General features: G+C 37.4%; 16 protein-coding genes. 4 read left to right on the forward strand and 12 right to left on the reverse strand.

Going from position 1 to position 21,040, the window contains the following annotated elements; genetic code table 11:
• Positions 1–10: 10 nt before the first annotated feature.
• The 12 genes from ACH3PA_RS06265 to uvrC form a co-directional block, all read right to left on the reverse strand.
• On the reverse strand, positions 11–451 hold the full coding sequence (locus tag ACH3PA_RS06265) for a hypothetical protein (protein ID WP_416446105.1): 441 nt from the start codon (positions 449–451) through the stop codon (positions 11–13).
• Between the two features lie 50 nt (positions 452–501).
• The gene (locus tag ACH3PA_RS06270) at positions 502–2,133 is read right to left on the reverse strand and encodes an Ig-like domain-containing protein (RefSeq protein WP_416446103.1); all 1,632 of its coding nucleotides are present in this window, start codon (positions 2,131–2,133) and stop codon (positions 502–504) included.
• Between the two features lie 114 nt (positions 2,134–2,247).
• Complete coding sequence (locus ACH3PA_RS06275) at positions 2,248–3,945, reverse strand: hypothetical protein (RefSeq protein WP_416446101.1); 1,698 nt, start codon at positions 3,943–3,945, stop codon at positions 2,248–2,250.
• A gap of 11 nt (positions 3,946–3,956) precedes the next feature.
• The gene (locus ACH3PA_RS06280; protein WP_416446099.1) at positions 3,957–6,500 is read right to left on the reverse strand and encodes a TonB-dependent receptor; all 2,544 of its coding nucleotides are present in this window, start codon (positions 6,498–6,500) and stop codon (positions 3,957–3,959) included.
• A gap of 179 nt (positions 6,501–6,679) precedes the next feature.
• Entirely contained in the window at positions 6,680–8,323 is a 1,644-nt protein-coding gene (gene pgi, locus ACH3PA_RS06285; RefSeq protein ID WP_416446097.1) for a glucose-6-phosphate isomerase, read from the reverse strand.
• A 2-nt stretch (positions 8,324–8,325) separates the two neighbouring features.
• Positions 8,326–9,570 (reverse strand): peptidoglycan DD-metalloendopeptidase family protein, encoded by a 1,245-nt coding sequence (locus ACH3PA_RS06290; RefSeq protein ID WP_416446095.1) that lies wholly within the window; start codon positions 9,568–9,570, stop codon positions 8,326–8,328.
• Between the two features lie 43 nt (positions 9,571–9,613).
• Positions 9,614–10,549, reverse strand: a complete 936-nt coding sequence (locus tag ACH3PA_RS06295) for a tryptophan 2,3-dioxygenase family protein (RefSeq protein ID WP_416446093.1) — start codon at positions 10,547–10,549, stop codon at positions 9,614–9,616.
• Positions 10,549–11,331 carry a DUF3108 domain-containing protein gene (locus ACH3PA_RS06300; RefSeq protein WP_416446091.1) on the reverse strand — a complete coding sequence of 261 codons (783 nt, stop codon included), beginning with the start codon at positions 11,329–11,331 and terminating at the stop codon, positions 10,549–10,551. Before ACH3PA_RS06300 ends, ACH3PA_RS06295 begins: the two co-directional genes overlap by 1 nt.
• A 150-nt stretch (positions 11,332–11,481) precedes the next feature.
• Positions 11,482–12,612: a 4-hydroxyphenylpyruvate dioxygenase gene (gene hppD, locus ACH3PA_RS06305; protein WP_416446089.1), complete on the reverse strand. Its 1,131-nt coding sequence runs from the start codon at positions 12,610–12,612 to the stop codon at positions 11,482–11,484.
• Between the two features lie 61 nt (positions 12,613–12,673).
• The gene (locus ACH3PA_RS06310) at positions 12,674–13,831 is read right to left on the reverse strand and encodes a homogentisate 1,2-dioxygenase (RefSeq protein WP_416446087.1); all 1,158 of its coding nucleotides are present in this window, start codon (positions 13,829–13,831) and stop codon (positions 12,674–12,676) included.
• A 115-nt stretch (positions 13,832–13,946) separates the two neighbouring features.
• On the reverse strand, positions 13,947–16,178 hold the full coding sequence (locus tag ACH3PA_RS06315) for a patatin-like phospholipase family protein (protein ID WP_416446085.1): 2,232 nt from the start codon (positions 16,176–16,178) through the stop codon (positions 13,947–13,949).
• Positions 16,175–17,971, reverse strand: coding sequence for an excinuclease ABC subunit UvrC (gene uvrC / locus ACH3PA_RS06320; protein ID WP_416446083.1), 1,797 nt, complete (start codon positions 17,969–17,971; stop codon positions 16,175–16,177). The genes ACH3PA_RS06315 and uvrC overlap by 4 nt, the downstream gene beginning before the upstream one ends.
• Positions 17,972–18,181: 210 nt before the next feature.
• Here uvrC and ACH3PA_RS06325 point away from each other — a divergent pair, with 210 nt between their 5' ends.
• The 4 genes from ACH3PA_RS06325 to ACH3PA_RS06340 are packed head-to-tail and all read left to right on the forward strand — an operon-like array spanning position 18,182 to position 21,015.
• On the forward strand, positions 18,182–18,631 hold the full coding sequence (locus ACH3PA_RS06325) for an ATP-dependent zinc protease (RefSeq protein ID WP_416446081.1): 450 nt from the start codon (positions 18,182–18,184) through the stop codon (positions 18,629–18,631).
• On the forward strand, positions 18,603–19,475 hold the full coding sequence (gene rimK / locus ACH3PA_RS06330) for a 30S ribosomal protein S6--L-glutamate ligase (RefSeq protein WP_416446079.1): 873 nt from the start codon (positions 18,603–18,605) through the stop codon (positions 19,473–19,475). Before ACH3PA_RS06325 ends, rimK begins: the two co-directional genes overlap by 29 nt.
• 3 nt (positions 19,476–19,478) lie before the next feature.
• Positions 19,479–20,486: a succinylglutamate desuccinylase/aspartoacylase family protein gene (locus tag ACH3PA_RS06335; protein WP_416446078.1), complete on the forward strand. Its 1,008-nt coding sequence runs from the start codon at positions 19,479–19,481 to the stop codon at positions 20,484–20,486.
• Complete coding sequence (locus tag ACH3PA_RS06340; protein WP_416446076.1) at positions 20,455–21,015, forward strand: 5-formyltetrahydrofolate cyclo-ligase; 561 nt, start codon at positions 20,455–20,457, stop codon at positions 21,013–21,015. Before ACH3PA_RS06335 ends, ACH3PA_RS06340 begins: the two co-directional genes overlap by 32 nt.
• Positions 21,016–21,040: the final 25 nt, after the last annotated feature.

Genomic DNA, 21,040 nt, shown 5'->3' on the forward strand with positions numbered 1-21,040 from the left:
AGTTCATTTCTTAAAACCAATTTTGCCAGGGAATACGAGTAAGCATTACAATTAAAGCAAGGGTATAAAATATAGCAAGTAATTTAAATTTAGGAGTTGAAGTAAGTTTCTTTTTATGTTTGGAATATCCTACAGTAATTAAAACAATCGTTATTATCATAGCAAGTGGATGCTCTACAACATATAATCTTAAATTAGGATCATGCATTGCTTCACTCATTCCCACCTCTGCAATAGCCTTTGCTCCTAAAGGGGAAACAAAGTAAAGAACAATACCTATAAGGAGCTGAATGTGCGAAACTATAAGCGTAAAAAGAGCCAGACGCATATCTTTTGCCCCATATTCTTTTTTACCAAAATAACCAATTAAAGAATTAACAGTTGTGATGACCAAAACGGTCAATACTAAATATGCCCAGTATGAATGCACAAATTGCACGGTAGAATACATAAATTATAGAATTTAATTAAAAATACACTTTCTTAGATACAGGAACATTATTAATTCCATTTGTTTTCAGCAGGTGTGCCACCCCAGATCAAAGTTGCAAGATATGGATTATCAATAAAAGGATTTCTATTGCCTTGAGCACCTTCTATAACATTGTTTCTTTGAACTTCAAATGCAGAAACGGGATCTTCTACGTTCCACTTTAGAAATAATTCAATGCTACCTACTCTATCAAATGTTTCCCCGTATCGAATATTAAGATACAAAACCATACGCGCTACATCGCCCTTCCACTCATCACCAGGAAACCAGCTGTTAGAGTTTACAACCTGATATTCTCCACTTGCATCTATATAAGGATAATTACTTCTTAAGCTATTAATATCTGCATCGCTAGATCTTAAATGATGTAAGTCTGAAACCGCAAGATCTGACGTTAATCTAGATTGTGGGTATATATGTTCTGTATTGAATGTCTGCGGACTGTAAGGATTACTATCTGAAGTATATTCCCTTCTATCTCTGCTTTCGCCAGAATACATAAGAATCACATTAGCAGGATTACTAAGATCTGCATCTGCATCATACAAATATTGATGACGCTGGCCGTAAGAAAGAAAAGTAGTATGCTTATTTATAGTAAGATTTGATATTACCTCAAAATTAAAATCTGCGTTATCAGAAAAAACCGCAGTAGAATAATAATCCTGAAGTTCTGCCGGAATATTAAATACTACAGCCTGTACAACCTGAACAGTTACGGTTGCAGTTGAGCATGTGGCTTCCTGGTCGTCATCACATATAGTATATGTGAATGTGTCTTCCCCAGAAAATCCTCCTGCTGCAGTATAAGTGATAGTCCCATCTTCATTTAAAGTTACGGTACCATTACTAGTTGACGCATCAATAGAAGTAAGCACAGCATCATCGGTGAGATCATCGTTAGACAAAAGATTCTCAATAGTCATTTCTGCAGCATTGCTGTCGTAAACAATCAAATCATCTTCAGCCATAGGTGAACCCGTATCTGTTACATGTACGGTAATAGTAGCAGTAGAGCAACTAGGTGTTTCATCATCATCGCACAAAGTATATGTAAATGTGTCATCACCAGAAAAACCATTTTCTGGAGTATATGTTATACTCCCATCATCTTCAAGCACAACAGTTGCATTAGTACCATCAGTATCAAAAGAGGTTACAGTTGCATTGTCTACAACTTCATCATTGTCAAGAAAATTGATGATTTTTAAGAACTTATCTTCAGGAGTTGTGTATTCATCATCTACAGCCAGAGGGGACGATCCTGTAATAGTCATAGTTACTGTAGCTGTTGAACAGTTAGGAGTGTCTAAATTATCACAAATAGTATAAGTAAAAGTGTCTTCGCCTATGTAGTTAGTTGGAGGGTTATATGTATACGTATTATCTCTGTTATCTGTTATCGTACCACCATTTGAACTAGAAGTTTCAATATCTGTAATACGTGCGCTATTTACCAAATTATCATTGGCTAAAAGTCCTTCAAGAACAACAGATTCGTTTTCTGAGGTGGTAGCAGCATCATCTACTGCAACAGGTTTTTCAGTTGGAGTTTCACCACCGTCAACTACCTGGGAATCGTCTCCGCTACTGCATCCTAATATTAAGAGAAGTAGAAAGAAAGAAAATAGTTTTTTCATAATAATTTAAGGGTTTATGCTAAAATGCAAATATCATACATTCCTTATTAGATTCAATAAAAAACCCCTCGCGATTGATGCAAGGGGTTTAAAAATCTATTTCTTATTTATTTTTTATTCTTGTACTGCCCAGCCATCAGCTGTTAGTATAATACTAGCAGTATACTCACCTAGCCCATTGTTGTAAACAAGATAAGACATCTCATATTTTTGACCAATCTCCGCACTTGGGAAATTATGCTCAGCTAAGACAAATAAAGAATATAATATTTGCTCTGTAGTCCAAGACGAATCATAATCATGATAGTCCCTAAGAGTTGCAACAATTCCAGCATATGCTGGATCAGCTCCCAACGTGTCCGCCATATACTCATAATCAGCATTAGTCAAGGTATACTTAATAGTATTATCAGGAATCCATGTAGTACCGTCGTTACCAAATTGTAATGATGACTCTACTACACTAGGAACAAAATTCCAGCTACCGCCTTCAAACACAAAATTAGTGTATTGGGTAGTTACCCCTGAACTGTAATAGTCATATGTAACTGCTGCGTAATCACCTTCTTCCGCATATGGATATAGAGACTCTAAAAATACACCTATTTTATAGGTAGCCTCGTCTCTATCGCTAAAGTTAGGATAGCTCTGTCCCATTTCTGTATAATCTTCGCTTGTTAAGGCATAAGGCATTGTCCATGCATTAGCAATGTAAGCATACGTCGTTGTTGTTTCGATAGTAGAAATAGACGCTTCGGTATCCAATACATAAACACCGTCAGTAAGAACTACAGATGTAATCTCTACACCAGCCGCACCATTGTATATAGCATAGCTTACTTCAAATTTATCACCTTCTGCAGCAGCAGGAAAATCAACCGGCAGGATAACATTGATAGCTTCTAATATCATATCCTGGCTCCAATAAGCTGCATTACCTTCTCTTCTGTCAAAATTATTATAATTTGCAGCACTTGCAGCGGGCTCTGGATAAGCCGTTCCTAACTCTGTACCAATCAAAGCAAAATCTGCATTTCCAAACTGGTAAGACATACCACCTACAGCCACATAAGCATTACCATCAAACTGAACAGTTGTACTTTCAGTACCGGCACTACCATCATAAATAGCATAAGATACATTGTATTTTTGCCCTGTAACACCATCAAAATTTTCAGATAGTACTGCATTGATTGCATCAACAATCATTTCTGGACTCCAATAAGCATCTCTGCCTTCTCTTCTATCGAAGTTATTGTAGCTACTAGCACTTGAAGCCGGTTCTGGATAAACATCTCCTAGCTCTGTCCCAATTATATCAAAACCATCTGCATCTATAGTATAGGCAATTTCATCTGCAAGGGTATTGTATGTTAGATTAGCATACATTCCAGTTTTTGCCTGAGGAAACTGGTATTTTAAAAAAGAAGTGATTTCTCCTTGGCTTGAAAAATATTCATTTGACAAACCTATTGCGCTATAATCTGCTGCCGTTACAGTATAATTTTCAACAACCACAGGAGAATACAAATTGAATGTAGCGCTTACTAAAGATCCTGAACCCAATATCGGAAATACATCTGTCAATAAACCAGGGATCATAGTTTTCGCATCATCTAAAGAATTGAAACTTCCATAACCTAAATCTAATGCTGTATAATCATCTTCAGTAAGAGTATAATCGATAGCTCCTTGTACACTGTTATTATTAAGATCAGCATCTATTTCTTCATGAATATCGTCCATAGGAGTACACCCCGAAAACGAGACACCAATAATGGCCAATAAAAAAATGTAGATTAACTTTTTCATTTTATGTTTTTTTAGAAATTAATTTTTGCTCCTATGGTAAATGTTCTACCGAAACCGTAAAATACTCTTGAATTAAAAGCTGAACCACCGTCTGTAGCATCAGCAATATATTCGGTATCAAAAAGATTATAAACGTTAGCAGTTAAAGTTGTATCAAAACCACCGAAGTCAAAACCATGTCTTAAGTTCACATCAAATAAACCATAAGATGGGGCTTCCCAAGCTTGAGGACTTGTTACATCCTCTCTGCTTGTAGGATCAAAATCTCCGTAAAAATTATTACCATACAAATAATCTACACGCACATTTGTTCTAGGTAAAACAGCGTAATCAACACCTAAACCTGCAGTAGTTTGAGCAGCGTTACCCACTTTTACATCCTTAATGTAAACATCTACAGTATTAACTTGTACCTGATCTTCATTGTATACAGGCACATCTACTAAATTATTTGTATAAGTGTTATCCTGTAAAGACCCAAAACCTGTTATAGTAAGTCCTTCAAGAGGTCTAAATGTAAAATCAAGTTCAATACCTTGATGCAAAGAATTAATTCCCAATAGGTTTGCAAATCCGGTAGAACCATCATTATTGGTAAAACCAATAACATTTGTTTGATCTTTCCATTCTGTTCTATATATGTTTAGATTACCACTAAACAGAGAACTACGGTAAGAATAACCTAATTCTGCACTAAATATCTTTTGATTTACAGCGTCAGGATTAATATCATTTTGGTTATTCTGGAAAACTGCATTATCAAATGGAGCTTTTTCTAAATAACCAATGTTTGCGAAAACGTTTTGATTGTTATCTATAATATAGTTTGCCCCACCCTTAACTGTAAAGTCAACGAAGTTTTGGTAATCTGTCTCACGATTAGGATCGCTAGCTAAATAATTAAAATAATCTTTTCTCTTATATCCTGTGTTAGATACAGAACCTGCAAGAAAGAAATTAAAATCGTTCTTTGTATATTCTGCCTGAGCAAAAAGCCCTTCGCGCAGTACAAATCCTTCGTCGTGATATGAAATTATATCACCTACTCTAGCTAATTTATTAGGATTGTTTTCATCGCTATTATCAATATAGTAATCCCCACCTAAAAGATCTGTTAATTCAGTAAAGTGATCCCCTTTGTAATATCTAAAATCTAAACCACCTATCACTCTAATGTCATCTGTAACATCGGCACTAAGTTGAGATAGTACTCCATACCATTTGTGATCATTACGTGAAGCTCTTAAATAAGTTTCAGATCCTTCGATACCGTTATCCAGGTTATCTGCAACAATTTTATCAAGATTTACCGGTTGAAGATCTCCATCGCGGTAGTCTGATTCTAAACCAAACTTGCTTGTATCACCACCTGTTCCTCCACCGCCACCAGAGCCGAATGAAGCATAAACTGCTGTAGATAAATTCATTTTGTCATTAATTGTCCAATAATGGTTTAATGACATTTGTGGCTTATGGTAGAAGTTATCTTCTATATTAACGATTTGACCGTTTTTATATCCCCAGTCCTGATTAAATCTTAGACCTCTTTCACTTCTTCTATAAGTCTCTATAAACTGTCTGTTTTGACGTTGACCGTGTCTTTGACCTGCACCAAATGCAGTAAAAGACAACTTGTGGTTTTGACCAAAATCTTTAGCTATACTTAAAAAATATGAAAACCCGTCAAATTGTGTACCATCTATATAACCATCACCGCTGGTTTTTGTACCTGAAACAGTTACTGCGTAACCATTATCCATTACGCCAGTTGACAAAGTAGCTCCATATTTTTGGTACCCATCATTACCACCTGTCATTGAAATACTACCGCCTTTTTCAGCATCTGTAGTTTTAGTAAGGATGTTAACTGTACCTCCTACAGATGGCACTGCAATTTTAGAAGCACCAAGACCTCTTTGAACCTGCATTGACCGGGTAACGTCTGCAAGACCTGCCCAGTTGCTCCAGTAAACAACACCATTCTCCATGTCATTAACCGGCACACCGTTTATTAACACAGCTACGTTTTCTGAGCTGAAACCTCTAATTCTAAGGTTTGCATCTCCATAACCCCCACCATTCTTGGTCACATAAACACCAGGTGTTGATTTTAAAATTTCGGGAAACTCTTGGCTTCCTAATTTAGTTTCAATTTCCTGTGCTTTTATCGTTGACACAGCTACAGGTGTTTTACGATCGATAGCTAAAGAAAAGCTATTTACAATTACTTCATCAAGAGAAGCAGCATTTACTTCAAGAACTATTTCTCCCAGATCTAAGCTCTCCCCATTACTTACTTCAAAAGGAACTTGCTTTGTTGTAAAACCTACATAAGAAATTGACAATGTTCCAGATTGTTTAGAAACACTAACCGAGAAATTCCCGTCAAAATCGGTTGTTACACCCTGAGATGTTCCCTGAACAATAATGTTTACTCCAGGAAGCGGAGTACTTGCGTCTCCATCGATTACCGTACCACTAATAGTTCCCTGTGCAAAAGTAAATGCAGTGAACATTAGTAACGCTACAACCAATAAATTTGTAACTTTTTTCATTGTGATTATTTAGAATTAGAATTTGGGGCAAAAGTCACACTATCCGCCCAATTGAATATTAAGGCAATGTTAAGAATAATTAACTTAACATTCACATTCTATATCCTAACCACAAGCTACTAAAACGTTGTAATTCAAAAATTTAACATTTTTATTTTACCCGTTTCTACGCTCTTTTTTTAGCTTTTAAAGTGCTTAATTAATGCCGTTGTAGATGCATCATGAGGAGTAACTTCCTCATTAACTATATCTTGTAAAACGTTTTTTGCAAGTTGCTTACCTAGCTCTACTCCCCATTGGTCGTAGCTGTAAATATTCCATAAAATTCCCTGAGTAAAAATTTTATGTTCGTAAAGTGCTATCAAAGCGCCTAAACTTTCCGGAGTAAGTTTATCTATTAAAATGGAATTTGTAGGCTTGTTACCCTGAAACACTTTGAAAGGTGCCAGCTTATCAATTTCTTCTGCAGTAAGGTTAGATTCTTCTAATTCTGCACGAGCTTCAGAAAGGGTTTTCCCATTCATCAATGCTTCTGTCTGTGCAAAGAAATTTGCCATAAGCTTATTATGATGATCTTCATCCCCATGTAATGATTCTTTATAACCTAAAAAGTCTGTTGGAATAAGTTTTGTACCCTGATGAATAAGCTGAAAAAATGCGTGTTGTGAATTTGTTCCCGGTTCACCCCAAATTATACTTCCGGTTTCATAGGTAACGGTGTTGCCATTTTGATCTACGCTTTTACCGTTACTTTCCATTATAGCCTGCTGCAAATAAGCTGAGAACCTATGCAGATATTGTGTATAAGGTATTATGGCTTCACTTTCAGATTTAAAGAAATTATTATACCAGATACCTACCAGAGCAAGCATCACGGGCATATTCTTTTCAAAAGGAGTTTCTTTAAAATGAACATCCATTTTATGTGCTCCATCAAGAAGTGACTTAAAATTATTATATCCTATAGAAAGCGCTATAGAAAGACCTACTGCACTCCAAAGCGAAAATCTACCACCTACCCATTCCCACATTGGGAAAATATTCTGTGCGTCTATTCCAAAATCAACAACAGCCGTAGTATTAGATGAAACCGCTACAAAATGTTTCGCCACAGCTTCACCCTGAGAACTACCTTCACCTAATTTACTTAAAAACCAGGTACGCGCCGTATTAGCATTTGTAATAGTCTCCTGTGTTGTAAATGTTTTTGAAACTATTACGAATAGAGTAGTTTCAGGATTTAGATTTTTTAAACTTTCATGTACGTGATCACCATCTACATTTGAAATAAAATGCACATTAAGATGATTCTTGTAATAAGCCAATGCCTCAGTTACCATAACAGGACCAAGATCTGAACCGCCTATGCCAATATTTACAACATCTTTTATAGGTTTACCTGTATATCCCTTATGTGCACCTTCTATTACAGATTTAGTAAAAACCTCTATCTTTTCTTTTACCCGTTCTACCTCAGGAATTACATTTTCTCCTTCTATATATATCGACTCACTATCAGAACTGCGTAGAGCTGTATGCATTACTGCTCTTCCTTCTGTTTCATTTATAGCCACACCGCCATAATAGTCTTTGATCGCATCATCGAGTTTCATCTCGCTTGCCAGCTCAAGCAGTAAATCTTTTGTTTCTGCCGTCATGCGATTTTTACTGTAATCAATGTAAAAATCGGCCCAATTGAGGGTAAAATCGACTGCACGGCCTTCATTTTTAAACAGTTCTTTCATCTCAACATTTTGTACAGTTTCAAAATGTTGTTGTAATTTTTTCCAGGCTTGGGTGGTAGTTGGGTTAATCTTATGCATGACTATAAAGTATTTTCAAATTTTAAATTATCTAATTGCTCTTTAAATGGCGCTATTTGCGCGAAATACTCTGGCCTTAGTTTTTCTTCAAGCGGTTCTGATGTTGGTAAATCCTGCTTAAAGGGATCTACCTGTTTTCCGTTCTTCCAGAACCTGTAACATACGTGCGGCCCAGAGGTATTTCCTGTCATACCAATATAGCCAATTATTTCTCCCTGCCTTACATAATCGCCCACCTTAACAGCTCTTTTGCTCATATGCAAATATTGGGTCTCATACGTACCGTTGTGGCGTATTTTAACGTAGTTTCCGTTCCCTCCTCGATACTCAGATTTCTCTACCGTACCATCTGCTGTAGACATAATGGGCGTACCTACTGCTCCGGCAAAATCTGTCCCCTTATGTGGGCGTATGCGGTTGCCATAATATGCAATTCTTCGTTTTAAATTATAACGAGAAGATATGCGGCTAAACTTTAAAGGACCTTTTAAGAACGCTCTTCTTAAATTGTTTGCTTCTTCATCAAAGTAATCAAACTGGCCGGGGATTGAATCACTGCCAAATCTAAACGCATATACCGGCTTGCCTTTATGCTCAAACCAACAGGCTTTAATATCTTTAAAACCTGCAGGAATAGTATCATTTACAAACTTCTCTGTATAAACCACCTTAAATCTATCACCTGCCTGTAACCTGAAAAAATCGATCGTCCAGGCATAAATATCAGCCATTTTATAGGCCACAAGACTATTAAGTCCTAAATCATCAAACGTAGTTGAGAGGTTGTCATTTATCGTGCCCATTGCCGTACGCTCTACTACTGTAACCGGTCTCTTTTTGGCTGCAGCCGTAACTTCTTCATTAAAATCGAGAACAACATAATCAATTTTGTTCTGTTCATAAATAAAGACCTGCGCCTGCTCAAGTGAATCTTTAGACTTTAATAAGGTATAAGGTCTGCCAACTTTTATCAGGCGTGTGTCAAAAACATTTTTTACAGAGTCTGTTATTTCCTGAATCGTACCGTAGTCTATCCCGTTCTGGAACAAGATCTGCCCAAAACTATCTCCCGGCTGTACAGTGTCTTTCTCAACGATATAATCGTTAAGAACATAACCGTATTCTTTAACCTCAACAGGTTTTGATATTACTACTTCTTCTGTGTTCTCTGCGTTCTCTTCGGCTTTATCATCAGCGCAGGCGTAAAAGGTAAGCGCTGCTAATAGTAGGTAACTTAATTTTTTCAATTTGGGATACGTATTATTCAATTCTTTAATCTAGTACTATTATTTAAACATGCATTCCCCATTCCTGTTTCTCAGATGCGCTCCACAGGTCTGGAAAAAAAATTCTTTTTTGATATTTAGGGTGCATATATTTTACCCAATCACTACCGCCGGTTGCCTCTAGCGGCTCTTTGCCCTGGTTGAGATAAAATCGTGCAGCACGATAATGCGACATTACCCATTTTATATTAACAGTAAGATCATAATGACGCATGGCATGTTGCAACGTTGCATCTTCTTGATCGTGTTCTGGCAAAGTTTTAAAACGGGCGTACAAATTTAAATTCCTGTATTGTTCTATGTAACGCAGGAAGTCTTCTTTATATTTTAGCTCAAACTCGCTTAAGGTGTATGTTTTTTTACCAGTGGCATAATCCTTGCCTGCCGCCTGCCAGTACAATTTTTCAAAAGCTTCGTCATCTGGCATTTCACTGGTGTAGATTTCGCGAAAGCGGGCGTCAATAAGATTCTCAAGATTGGTAGAACCAAATTCGATCATGCGATACTGAGCACTCTGAAATCCACTTGCCGGACTCAATGTTCGCCTAAATTTTAGATATTGATCCATATCCATACCCTCCTGCATGATGGTAAAAGAGCCGGTTAGCATATCAAAATATCTGCTAATGCGTTCTAGTTTTGAGGCAAAAAAGGCCGTTTTTAGCTCCTTTTCGGCAGATATTTGATCGATCTCCCACAATATCATTTTAAATAGCAGTTCATTTATTTGATGATACATGATAAAAACCATCTCATCTGGTAATAAAGTGCGCTGCACCTGAAGGTTGAGCAAAGCATCTGTTTGTATATAATCCCAGTAATTTATGGGTTTACTATAGAGAAAACCTTCCAGCTGGTTGCCCAGGTCCTGACCCATCGCATCAAACTTCTCGCCTATTGCTTCTAGATGTTGTTGTACTTCAGGAGAAACTCTTGTCATTAATCTTGTATAATTACAAATGGATTTTTTAAGCCTTTAAAAGCTTCTATATCTGCTTTTACTGAGCCTACGGCTAGATCTGCCTTTACCCGCAAAGGTATTTTATTTTTATCATCACTTACCCATATTGTAAGACTTTCTTGCTCTTTAAACACACGCCCGGCTTGTACATAGGGTCTAAATATTAACGATTTTACCTTGCCAAATTTTGTGCGTATCACTTCTTTGCCCAGATATTTTAACTTGAACTTAAAGTTTTCTTCGTCAAAAAACATATTGAGCACCATCTCATCTCCTTCTTTTAAAGTAGAAGTGTCAAGCTTATCGCGCAGATAATAAAAGGAGGAGATCATATCATGTACAGAAGGTTCTGTATTTAAAGTGATCTTCTTTTTATGCTTTATGTCATTAATATGAACAACATGAGCGTTTTGGTCAAACTCTACAATTTTATCTTTGGTATGACCGCCCTCATCTATCTTTCTTATAAATTTATAAGGCAGAATGGTGTTTTTATCTACATATGTTTCATACTTATCTTCAACTTTAAAGAAAATACGCGACACCCCTGTAGTCTCACCGTATCCTTTTACATGATAGACAGGTTTAGATTTGTAATTATCGTTAACGACCTCGAGAGTAGCATAGCCCGCATTAAACAGACCATAGTGAATCCTGAACTGAAACCACTCTCCTTCCTGAAAAGCGGGCTCCATATTCTGTGAACTCAATGATAAATTACTTATGAAAACAGCTAGAACTAATAGGTAAATTTTTTTCATTACTATTTTTAATTGGGGCTTCTAGCAACAAGATTACAAGAGTTGTTCCAAAAATAACCAAAACAACATAAAACGCTTTAGGTTTTCACAAAAAGAAAAGCGCCACCGTCTAAAAACGATAGCGCAACCTATTAATTGTAAACGAACTATTTATAAAGTGCCTCGCGATTCCTGCTCGCGCTCTATAGCTTCAAAAAGTGCTTTAAAATTACCTTTACCAAAAGATGTTGCTCCCTTGCGCTGGATGATCTCAAAAAACATGGTAGGCCTGTCAAGAACCGGTTTTGTAAAAATCTGCAGTAAATAACCTTCATCATCCCGATCTATCAAAACACCTAGATCTTTTAACGGCGCCAGATCTTCATCTATCTCACCCACGCGATCAAGAACGGTATCATAATACGCTTCTGGCACATACAGAAATTCTACGCCGCGATCCCTTAACTGTGTGACAGTTTCAATAATATTATCTGTAGCTACAGCGATGTGCTGCACACCAGCGCCGTTATAAAAATCAATATATTCTTCTATTTGTGATTTCTTTCTTCCTTCTGCAGGTTCATTTATGGGGAATTTAATTCTCCCATTGCCATTGCTCATCACTTTACTCATGAGCGCGGTATATTCCGTTGAAATATCTTTGTCATCAAATGATACCAGTTGCGCAAAACCCATTACTTTGGCATAAAAATCTACCCATTTGTTCATCTCATTCCAGCCTACATTACCGACCATATGGTCGATATATTTTAACCCTGTAGACTTTGTTTGATATGATTTTTTAATGGGTTTATAACCAGGCAAAAACGGACCGGTATAATTTTTACGTTCTACGAAAATATGCACGGTTTCTCCATACGTGTGAATGCCTGAAAGTATCACGTGACCGTTCTCATCTTCCCGTTTTTCGGGCTTTAGGAACGATTTTGCCCCTCTTTTAGTCGTTTCTTCATAGCTCTTTGTAGCATCATCTACCCACAGCGCAACAACTTTTACCCCATCACCATGCTGCTCAATGTGTTTGTTAATTTCGCCGCCAGGCTGCATTGCCGAAGTAAGCACCAGTCTAATCTTGTCTTGCTGAAGCACATAAGAAACACTGTTTTTTTGCCCCGTCTCAAGCCCAGAATAGGCAACAGGCGTAAAACCCCATGCCGTCTGGTAGTAGTATGCCGCCTGTTTTGCATTTCCTACATACAGCTCGACAAAATCTGTACCCAGCAACGGCAGGAAATCTTCAGCTGCGGGAACTATTTTCTTTAATTCTAATTCGGTATCCATATCTAATATTTTTTAAGTTGTTACACACAACTATTCTTACGTGTTTAGCTTTCGCGAAAGCTTACTCCAGCCAAGATTTGTGATAACTCTCATCTGCAATAGGCATGGCATCTTCACAGATCTGCAATGGTTTAAAAGTATCTACCATTACTGCGAGTTCTTCGGTTTCTGTTTTACCAATACTGCGTTCTACCGCTCCCGGATGCGGCCCATGCGGAATACCGGCGGGATGCAAAGAAATATGCCCAGCTTCAATATCATTGCGACTCATAAAATCACCATCTACATAATATAACACCTCATCGCTGTCTATATTACTGTGATTGTAAGGCGCCGGAATACTCTGCGGGTGATAATCGTATTTACGCGGACAAAAACTACACACCACAAAAGCATCTGTCTCAAAAGTTTGATGCACCGGTGGCGGCTGATGAATGCGACCGGTGATAGGTTCAAAATCGTGAATGGAAAACGCATACGGATAATTGTACCCGTCATAACCCACTACATCAAAAGGATGCGTGGCATATACCATGTCAAAAATCTCATCTTGCTTTTTGATCTTCATCAAAAATTCTCCTTTCTCATTGTTGGTTTCGAGTTCGTAGGGTCGTCTTATATCCCGCTCACAAAAAGGAGCGTGCTCCAGCATCTGGCCAAACCAGTTTCTGTAGCGTTTTGGTGTGTAAATAGGCCGGCGGCTTTCTACTATAAAAAGTCGGTTTTCTGCCGTTTCAAAGTCGATTTTATAGATTACTCCTCTGGGGATTAACAGGTAATCGCCATATTTAAAATCCAGATTTCCTAAATGTGTTCTTAATTTTCCGCTGCCGCGATGCACAAAAAGCAACTCATCTGCATCGCTGTTCTTGTAGAAATAATCATGTGTGCTTTGCTGCGGTGCCGCTAACTGAATAGTACAATCACTGTTTGTAAGAATAGATTTTCGGCTTTGCAGATAGTCTTTTTCGGGCTTGACTTCAAATCCGCGAAAGCGATACGATTGTATGTGATTTGCTTTTGCAATCTTTGGTTTAACGCTGTAGCTTCCTTTTATCTCTTTTACCTGTGTGGGTCTATTCTCATGGTACATATTTGTGTACATACCTTCAAAACCTATTGTACCAAAAAGCTGCTCGTAATACAGATCGCCATTTGGCTTTTTGAATATAGTATGGCGTTTATGAGGTATTTTACCCAGTTTATGATAGAAAGGCATAGCTTGTATTTTTTCAATACCGCCGACTAGAAAAAACAATTATCAAATTCTACTCAATCGATATAGTTATTTACAAATATCGTAAAAAGTAAGCCGAAAATCGGCCAAAATATACTTAAAACCAGAAACCAAGACTAAAATACCAGCTAGCTTCATTAAGCTCTGGCGAGTAGGCGATTTTTGTTTGAAGCGGGCCAATGAAAGTTTCGAGACCATAACCTACAAAATAACCCGTGTAGTCTGGTGCGCTAAACCAATTGCCGCTTGAGAAGAGTTTGTTCTCAATATTTGCCACGTTACCTCCTAAGTTGATGTGGTTGTTTTTGGCAAAATTATAATCAAAAGTAAGTGTGGCTTTTACAAAGCCGTCACCTCCAGAACTTATAAAATCATACCCGTAAAAAGGAACCATATTATTAAGCAGATCATTACCCCAGCCGCCCAGGAAAAAATCAAGTGAATTAATACTCTCGCCGCTAATTTTAAAACCGCCCTCATTTTCAAAAAGCATACTTACTTTAGGAAGAATTTTTGTGGCGTATTTTATAGAAGCGCGACCAATAGAAAACTCATTAAAATTGTTATTGTAATCTGACGAAAAACCATACAGATTAAAAACACCATTAAAGTACCAGCCACGCGTGGGGAAATATTTGTCGTCAAAAGTGTCTAGCTTTAGTTTACCAAAGGCGCTGTAGTAATTGCTATTGTCAAACTTGAAACTCTTATCGCTGTTTTCTCTGCTTATAGTTTCAGTTTCTACCGTAAGGAATTTATGCTCGAGACCCAGATCAAGAGAGAATTGCTTTTCAAATAATGTTTGTAAATAGATCTGGTTTGTAAAATCTGAGTATTTGACTGTTAGATTATTTACGCCTGATAAAGGCAGCTCTGATATTTGTTCTACAAAGCGAGCATTCACCCTTTTTTCAAACGTATTAAAACTTGATTTTAGACCGAAGCTGATATAAAACCCATTGTCGCTATAGTAGTCAAATTCATACCGAAGATTATCTCCCAACACAAGATCAAGTGAAGCGACGTCATTTTTAAAAAGTAATCTTTTCTTTGTGATGTTAGCTAAGGCAGCACTCTTGTATAAATCATCATAATGCACGCCCGCACGCAGATATGTGGTGATATCACTTTCCCGAACTTCTAATTCTAAATGATACTGACCGTTATCATACTTCTCCAGCCTATGGTTAATACGCTCAAAATTTCCGGTTGCGGCAAGGTTGTTTATACCTGCAAAGAGTTTCCCATAAGTAGTTTTTGCAGGTGGTTTTATTTTTAATTTCCCCAGAATGTATGATCTTGTATAATAAGTGTTACCTCTTATGTTTATACTTTTTAGGTCCAGGCTGTCTGTATATTGACTTTTTAAAGCAGGTTTAGTATAGATCTGCTTTTGGCGTGCAGCCAGTTCATCTAATTTCGTTTTAAACTCTTTAGCCTTTTCCTCACCACCATTAATAATTTGCTGCCCTTTACCAAAGTCAACCACAGTGTAATTTTCGATATCAGGCTTTATATAAATATCAGTTTTTTTGGCCTTTTGAGCCATAGCGGTTATCGTACGATAATTGTTGATCTGTAGTAGGATTTCCGGCGCACTACGCAGCTGGTCCCGTGACCTGAGATCATCCTGCACATCTACTCCTATTATATAATTTGCGCCTCTTGCTCTCAATTCTTCTACAGGATAATTATCTACCACGCCACCATCAATAAGTATTCTACCATCTAAAGTTACAGGGCTAAAAAGCGAGGGTAATGCACCGCTGGCAGAAATTGCCTGCGGTAAATAACCATGATCGAGCACTACTGCTGTACCTTTCTCAACATCTGTCGCGATACAGAAAAAAGGAATAGGGAGTTTACTAAAATCATGAATGTTGCCTACATGTTCAGTAAGGTGGGAGAAAAGATTATAGATATTCTGCCCTTTAGAAAGAGCCGAAGGAAATGAGATCTTAAAATTATTAAAAGGTAACGCTATTGCATATTTTTCGGCGTCTGCTTTTTCGTATAAGGTCTGGGCTTCTCGCGGTAAATAATCCTGTATAAGATTATTAAAATCAACCTCTTTAAATATAGAATCAAGTTGGTTTGCATTATATCCCGAAGCATACAACGCGCCAATAATAGCCCCCATGCTGGTCCCGCCTATGTAATCTATTTTAATTCCCGCTTTCTCAATCTCTTTAAGCACACCTATATGCGCAAGACCTTTTGCCCCGCCGCCACTTAATACTAAACCAACTTTTAAGTTGTCTTGTTTGCGTTGTTGCGCATGAAGCGAAAAGGAAAAAAAAACAATAAGAATAAGCGGTACTATTCTCATGCCTTGTTTTTGTAATAATTATGGATAAGTTTAGCTTTTGCCGGACCTATAATTTCTGCGAGATTATGCTCTGAAGCTTCTTTTACATTCTTTACAGACCTAAAGTGCTTCAGCAACTCAACAACTGTTTTTTCACCAATTCCTGTGATCATATCTAGTTCTGTACCCAGAGCAGCATTGCTTCTTTTATTACGGTGAAAGGTAATACCAAAACGGTGCGCTTCATTCCGCAATTGCTGAATTATTTTTAAAGACTCACTTTTTTTATCAAGATATAAAGGAATAGAGTCTCCGGGATAGTAAATCTCTTCAAGGCGTTTAGCTATACCTACAATCGCGATTTTACCTCTCAATCCTAATGTTTCTAATGCTTTAACACCTGATGACAATTGACCTTTACCACCATCTACAATTATAAGTTGAGGCAGATCTTCTCCTTCATTAAGTAATCTCCTGTACCGTCTAAAAACCACTTCTTCCATAGAAGCAAAGTCATTTGCTCCTGTAACTGTTTTAATATTGAATTTGCGATAATCTTTTTTACTAGCCTTTCCGTTCTTAAAAACAACACAGGCAGCCACAGGATTTGTACCCTGTATATTTGAATTATCAAAGCACTCAATATGCCGTGGCTCTTCATTTAACCGAAGGTCTGCTTTCATTTGCGCCATCAATCTGTTTGTATGGCGATCTGGATCTACGATCTTCGTTTGCTTAAAACGCTCCATCCTAAAATATTTGGCATTGCGTTCAGAAAGTTCTACAATACGTTTCTTATCGCCCAGTTGTGGCACTGTTACTTTTAGATCTTCGCCCACTTCTACTTTAAAAGGAACATAGATCTCTGAAGAGCGTGAATTAAAGCGTTGTCTTATTTCTACAATCCCGATTTCTAGCAATTCCTGGTCGTTTTCTGCCAGTTTTTTCTTGATTTCTAAGGTATGTGAGCGGATAATCGCACCGTGCGACAATTGCAAAAAATTCACGTAGCCGTAGCCTTCATCAGATACAATACTAAAAACATCTACATTGTTGATCTTAGGATTCACAACAGTGCTTTTTGCCTGATACCCTTCCAGAATATCGATCTTGTCTTTAATGCGCTGCGCTTCTTCAAACTCCATATTGTCTGCATATTCTTTCATGCGGTTGCGAAAGCGAAAAAGTGAATCTTTAAAATTACCTTTTACTATTTCGCGAATAGCGTCAATATTATCGTGATAATCTTTTGCAGAATATTTGTCTTCGCACGGGCCGTAGCAATTGCCTAGATGATACTCAAGGCAAACCTTATATTTACCTGCAACTATTTTTTCTTCAGACAAGTCATAATTACACGTGCGCAGCGGGTACAAACCCTTAATTAGATCCAGAAGAGTATGAACGGTTTTCATGCTTGTGTAAGGACCGTAATATTCACTACCGTCTTTTATGAGCCTTCGGGTAGGAAAAACACGAGGAAATCGTTCTTTTTTTATACAAATCCACGGGTAGCTTTTATCATCCTTAAGCATGACATTATACCGTGGCTGGTACTTTTTAATGAGATTATTCTCAAGCAACAACGCATCTGTCTCACTGTTTACAACAATGTGTTTTATCTCAACAATTTTCTTAACAAGAACATGAGTTCTTGCGCTATCATGTTTTTTATTGAAATAGGAAGAAACTCTCTTTTTAAGATTTTTTGCCTTACCTACGTAAAGCAATCTGCCGGTTTTATCATAGTATTGATAAACACCGGGACTATTAGGAAGAGTTTTAAGCTGTATCTCTAGATCTGGTTTGCTCATCAAAGTCAAATTTAAGGCTATTTGCGTTCTTAAAAAATAAACTTTAACGACACATTGCAGTCTATATTTTAGCGGCTACTTTCTCTGTTTTCTAATTGTTTAAGGAACAGATTTTTATTTTGACGCCTGAATGTTTTTATAACGAAATAACTTACTCTATTTTTGTTATAACAGACTTTCTGGCTCAACGCTTTTGTTAACTTTGCACCCGTGAAAAAGAAAATTATAGGCCGTACAGATAAAGCAGATTTTCCCCAATTGGGTTTTGAAAATATCGATGTTAAGGTCGATACGGGAGCTTACACTTCATCAATACATTGCAATCACATTAAAGAAGAAGGCGATAAATTGAGTTGTACTTTTCTTGACCCGCAACACCCAGACTATAACGGGAGAGAAATGATCTTTACAGAATATGATATCACAGCTGTTAAAAGTAGTAATGGCGACATTCAGTACAGGTATGTAGTGCAGTGTGATATACGCATTTTCACTAAAATACATAAAATCTCTCTTACACTTAGCTCTAGGGAAGACATGCGTTTTCCGGTTCTTTTAGGAAGAAAATTTCTCACTAAAAAATATATTGTAGACACTGAACTTACAGATGTCTCTTACAATCAAAAACTTCATGAACATAAAGATTTTATCAAGGAATAGCAATTTATATTCTACGCAGCGCCTAATTGAAGCAGCTAAAAAACGCAAGCACAATGTAGAAGTAATTGATCCTTTAAAGTGCGATCTTATTATTGAGAAGCGCAAACCTTCTGTTTATTATAAGGGAAGATATCTTTCAGACACAGATGCCATCATACCTCGTATAGGCGCTTCTATCACTTATTACGGGACAGCGGTTGTAAGACAATTTGAAATGATGGGTTCTTTTACAACCACAGAATCTCAGGCACTTGTACGTAGCCGTGATAAACTGCGCAGCTTACAGATACTTTCTCGAGCCAGACTTGGTTTGCCTAAAACTGTATTTACTAACTATTCACGCGACGTAGCCGAAATTATAGACCACGTAGGCGGAGCGCCACTTATCATAAAACTGCTAGAAGGAACTCAAGGTCTGGGTGTTGTTCTTGCAGAAACTAAGAACGCAGCAGAATCTGTAATTGAAGCTTTTAATGGCTTACAGGCACGTGTGATCGTTCAGGAATTCATTAAGGAAGCGAAAGGAGCAGATATCAGGGCCTTTATTGTAGATGGAGTTGTTGTGGGCGCTATGAAGCGTCAGGGCAAGGAAGGTGAGTTTCGCTCTAACCTGCATCGCGGTGGTACAGCAAACATTATACAACTAACAGATGACGAAGAAAATGCAGCAATAAAAGCCGCAAAAGCTATGGGCTTAGGTGTTGCCGGGGTAGATATGCTACAAAGTGCAAGAGGACCATTAATTCTTGAGGTTAACTCTTCTCCGGGACTTGAAGGTATTGAGAAAGCTACAAATAAGGATATAGCAAAAAGCATTATTCGTTATATAGAACGCGGAATTTAATTCATGGCAAGTATAGACGAGAAAAACATTCTTACAATTCTGGGGCAACAGATAATGCCGGGAGGTAAAAAGACCATAAACTTCAATATGGCCAAACTGTATACCACCACTTCTGTAGATGTACCCATAATAATATACAGATCAAAAAAACCGGGCCCCTGTGTTCTAATTACAGCAGGTATACATGGCGATGAAATAAGCGGTGTAGAGATCGTGCGCCAGATCATCGCAAAAAAAATTAACAGACCCACCAGAGGTACAATCGTTTGTATTCCCGTTTTAAATGTCTTCGGTTTTTTAAACATGAGCAGAGATTTTCCAGATGGGCGTGACCTTAATAGAGTTTTCCCGGGTAGCAAGCACGGCTCACTGGCAAGTAGGTTTGCTTTTCAGTTTGTAAATAAAATATTACCAATTGCAGATTTCTGTCTCGATTTTCACACCGGCGGTGCTCACAGATTTAATGTACCCCAGATACGTGTTGATCAGGATGATGAAAGACTATGTGAGTATGCTAAAATTTTTAATGCTCCATTCACGGTGTTTTCTAAAAATATCACGAAGTCTTATCGCTCTACATGTACTAAAATGAATAAGCCTATTTTATTATTTGAAGGGGGTAAATCTCAAATTAGTGATAAACGCATAGCCAGAGAAGGTGTTTTAGGAACAATGCGCATCCTGCGACATCTAAACATGTTACAGCCGGAATTTGAAGTTCCTGAAGAAAACGAAACTTCAGTGATTATTGAGAACAGCTCATGGATTCGTGCAAAATACAGCGGTCTGTTGCATTTAAAATCTGCTTGCGGAGATCTGGTAGAAAAGGGCCAGATCATAGCAACTATTACAGATCCTTATGGCTCTTTTAGGCATCGGGTAAAATCTCCTTATCATGGCTATCTCATAAATGCTAACGAAGCCTCGCTTGTTTATCAGGGAGATGCTATATTTCACATCTCAACTACTGCAGCAGTTTATGAAAAAGGCCGATCTAAGAAAAAAATATAAGAATCTAAGAAATACCCTTACCCAGAATCAAATTGAAGAAAAGAGCATTGCCATTGCAAACAAGACTCTTGAACTCAATATTTGGGATTTTTCATTCTACCATATTTACCTGCCTATTACCAGGTTTAATGAGGTCAATACAGAATATCTGCTTAGCATTCTGCGCGGCAAGGATAAAAACATCATCGTTTCTCGCATTGATCCTGATTCTGATGAATTAATTAATTTTCTCCTTACAGATAATACAACCATTAAAATTAATAAGTGGGGCATACCTGAACCTGTAGATGGTATCAATATTGAAACGGAGAAAATAGATGTTGTGTTTGTTCCTCTTTTGGCTTACGACCAATATGGCAATCGCATAGGTTACGGCAAGGGCTATTATGATAAACTTCTAAAAAAATGCAAAAAAGATTGTCTTAAGATAGGTTTATCTTTCTTTGAACCTGAGCAATTCATCGAGATAGAAAATCATGACATACAACTAACACATTGTATAACAGAGAACAAAATTCATATTTTTTAACTCTTTTTTTAAATTTTTTAATATC

It is taken from the genome of Leeuwenhoekiella sp. A2, assembly GCF_047946655.1.
Lineage (GTDB): Bacteria > Bacteroidota > Bacteroidia > Flavobacteriales > Flavobacteriaceae > Leeuwenhoekiella.

What these genes read in the sequence shown, in the direction of transcription:
- pgi (WP_416446097.1), bottom strand. Translation starts at nt 8,323, where the DNA reads ATGCATAAGATTAACCCAACTACCACCCAAGCCTGGAAAAAATTACAA.
- ACH3PA_RS06340 (WP_416446076.1), top strand. Translation starts at nt 20,455, where the DNA reads ATGAAAAAGGCCGATCTAAGAAAAAAATATAAGAATCTAAGAAATACC.
- uvrC (WP_416446083.1), bottom strand. Translation starts at nt 17,971, where the DNA reads ATGAGCAAACCAGATCTAGAGATACAGCTTAAAACTCTTCCTAATAGT.
- hppD (WP_416446089.1), bottom strand. Translation starts at nt 12,612, where the DNA reads ATGGATACCGAATTAGAATTAAAGAAAATAGTTCCCGCAGCTGAAGAT.
- ACH3PA_RS06295 (WP_416446093.1), bottom strand. Translation starts at nt 10,549, where the DNA reads ATGACAAGAGTTTCTCCTGAAGTACAACAACATCTAGAAGCAATAGGC.
- ACH3PA_RS06280 (WP_416446099.1), bottom strand. Translation starts at nt 6,500, where the DNA reads ATGAAAAAAGTTACAAATTTATTGGTTGTAGCGTTACTAATGTTCACT.
- rimK (WP_416446079.1), top strand. Translation starts at nt 18,603, where the DNA reads ATGAACATAAAGATTTTATCAAGGAATAGCAATTTATATTCTACGCAG.
- ACH3PA_RS06315 (WP_416446085.1), bottom strand. Translation starts at nt 16,178, where the DNA reads ATGAGAATAGTACCGCTTATTCTTATTGTTTTTTTTTCCTTTTCGCTT.
- ACH3PA_RS06275 (WP_416446101.1), bottom strand. Translation starts at nt 3,945, where the DNA reads ATGAAAAAGTTAATCTACATTTTTTTATTGGCCATTATTGGTGTCTCG.
- ACH3PA_RS06310 (WP_416446087.1), bottom strand. Translation starts at nt 13,831, where the DNA reads ATGCCTTTCTATCATAAACTGGGTAAAATACCTCATAAACGCCATACT.
- ACH3PA_RS06300 (WP_416446091.1), bottom strand. Translation starts at nt 11,331, where the DNA reads ATGAAAAAAATTTACCTATTAGTTCTAGCTGTTTTCATAAGTAATTTA.
- ACH3PA_RS06270 (WP_416446103.1), bottom strand. Translation starts at nt 2,133, where the DNA reads ATGAAAAAACTATTTTCTTTCTTTCTACTTCTCTTAATATTAGGATGC.
- ACH3PA_RS06265 (WP_416446105.1), bottom strand. Translation starts at nt 451, where the DNA reads ATGTATTCTACCGTGCAATTTGTGCATTCATACTGGGCATATTTAGTA.
- ACH3PA_RS06335 (WP_416446078.1), top strand. Translation starts at nt 19,479, where the DNA reads ATGGCAAGTATAGACGAGAAAAACATTCTTACAATTCTGGGGCAACAG.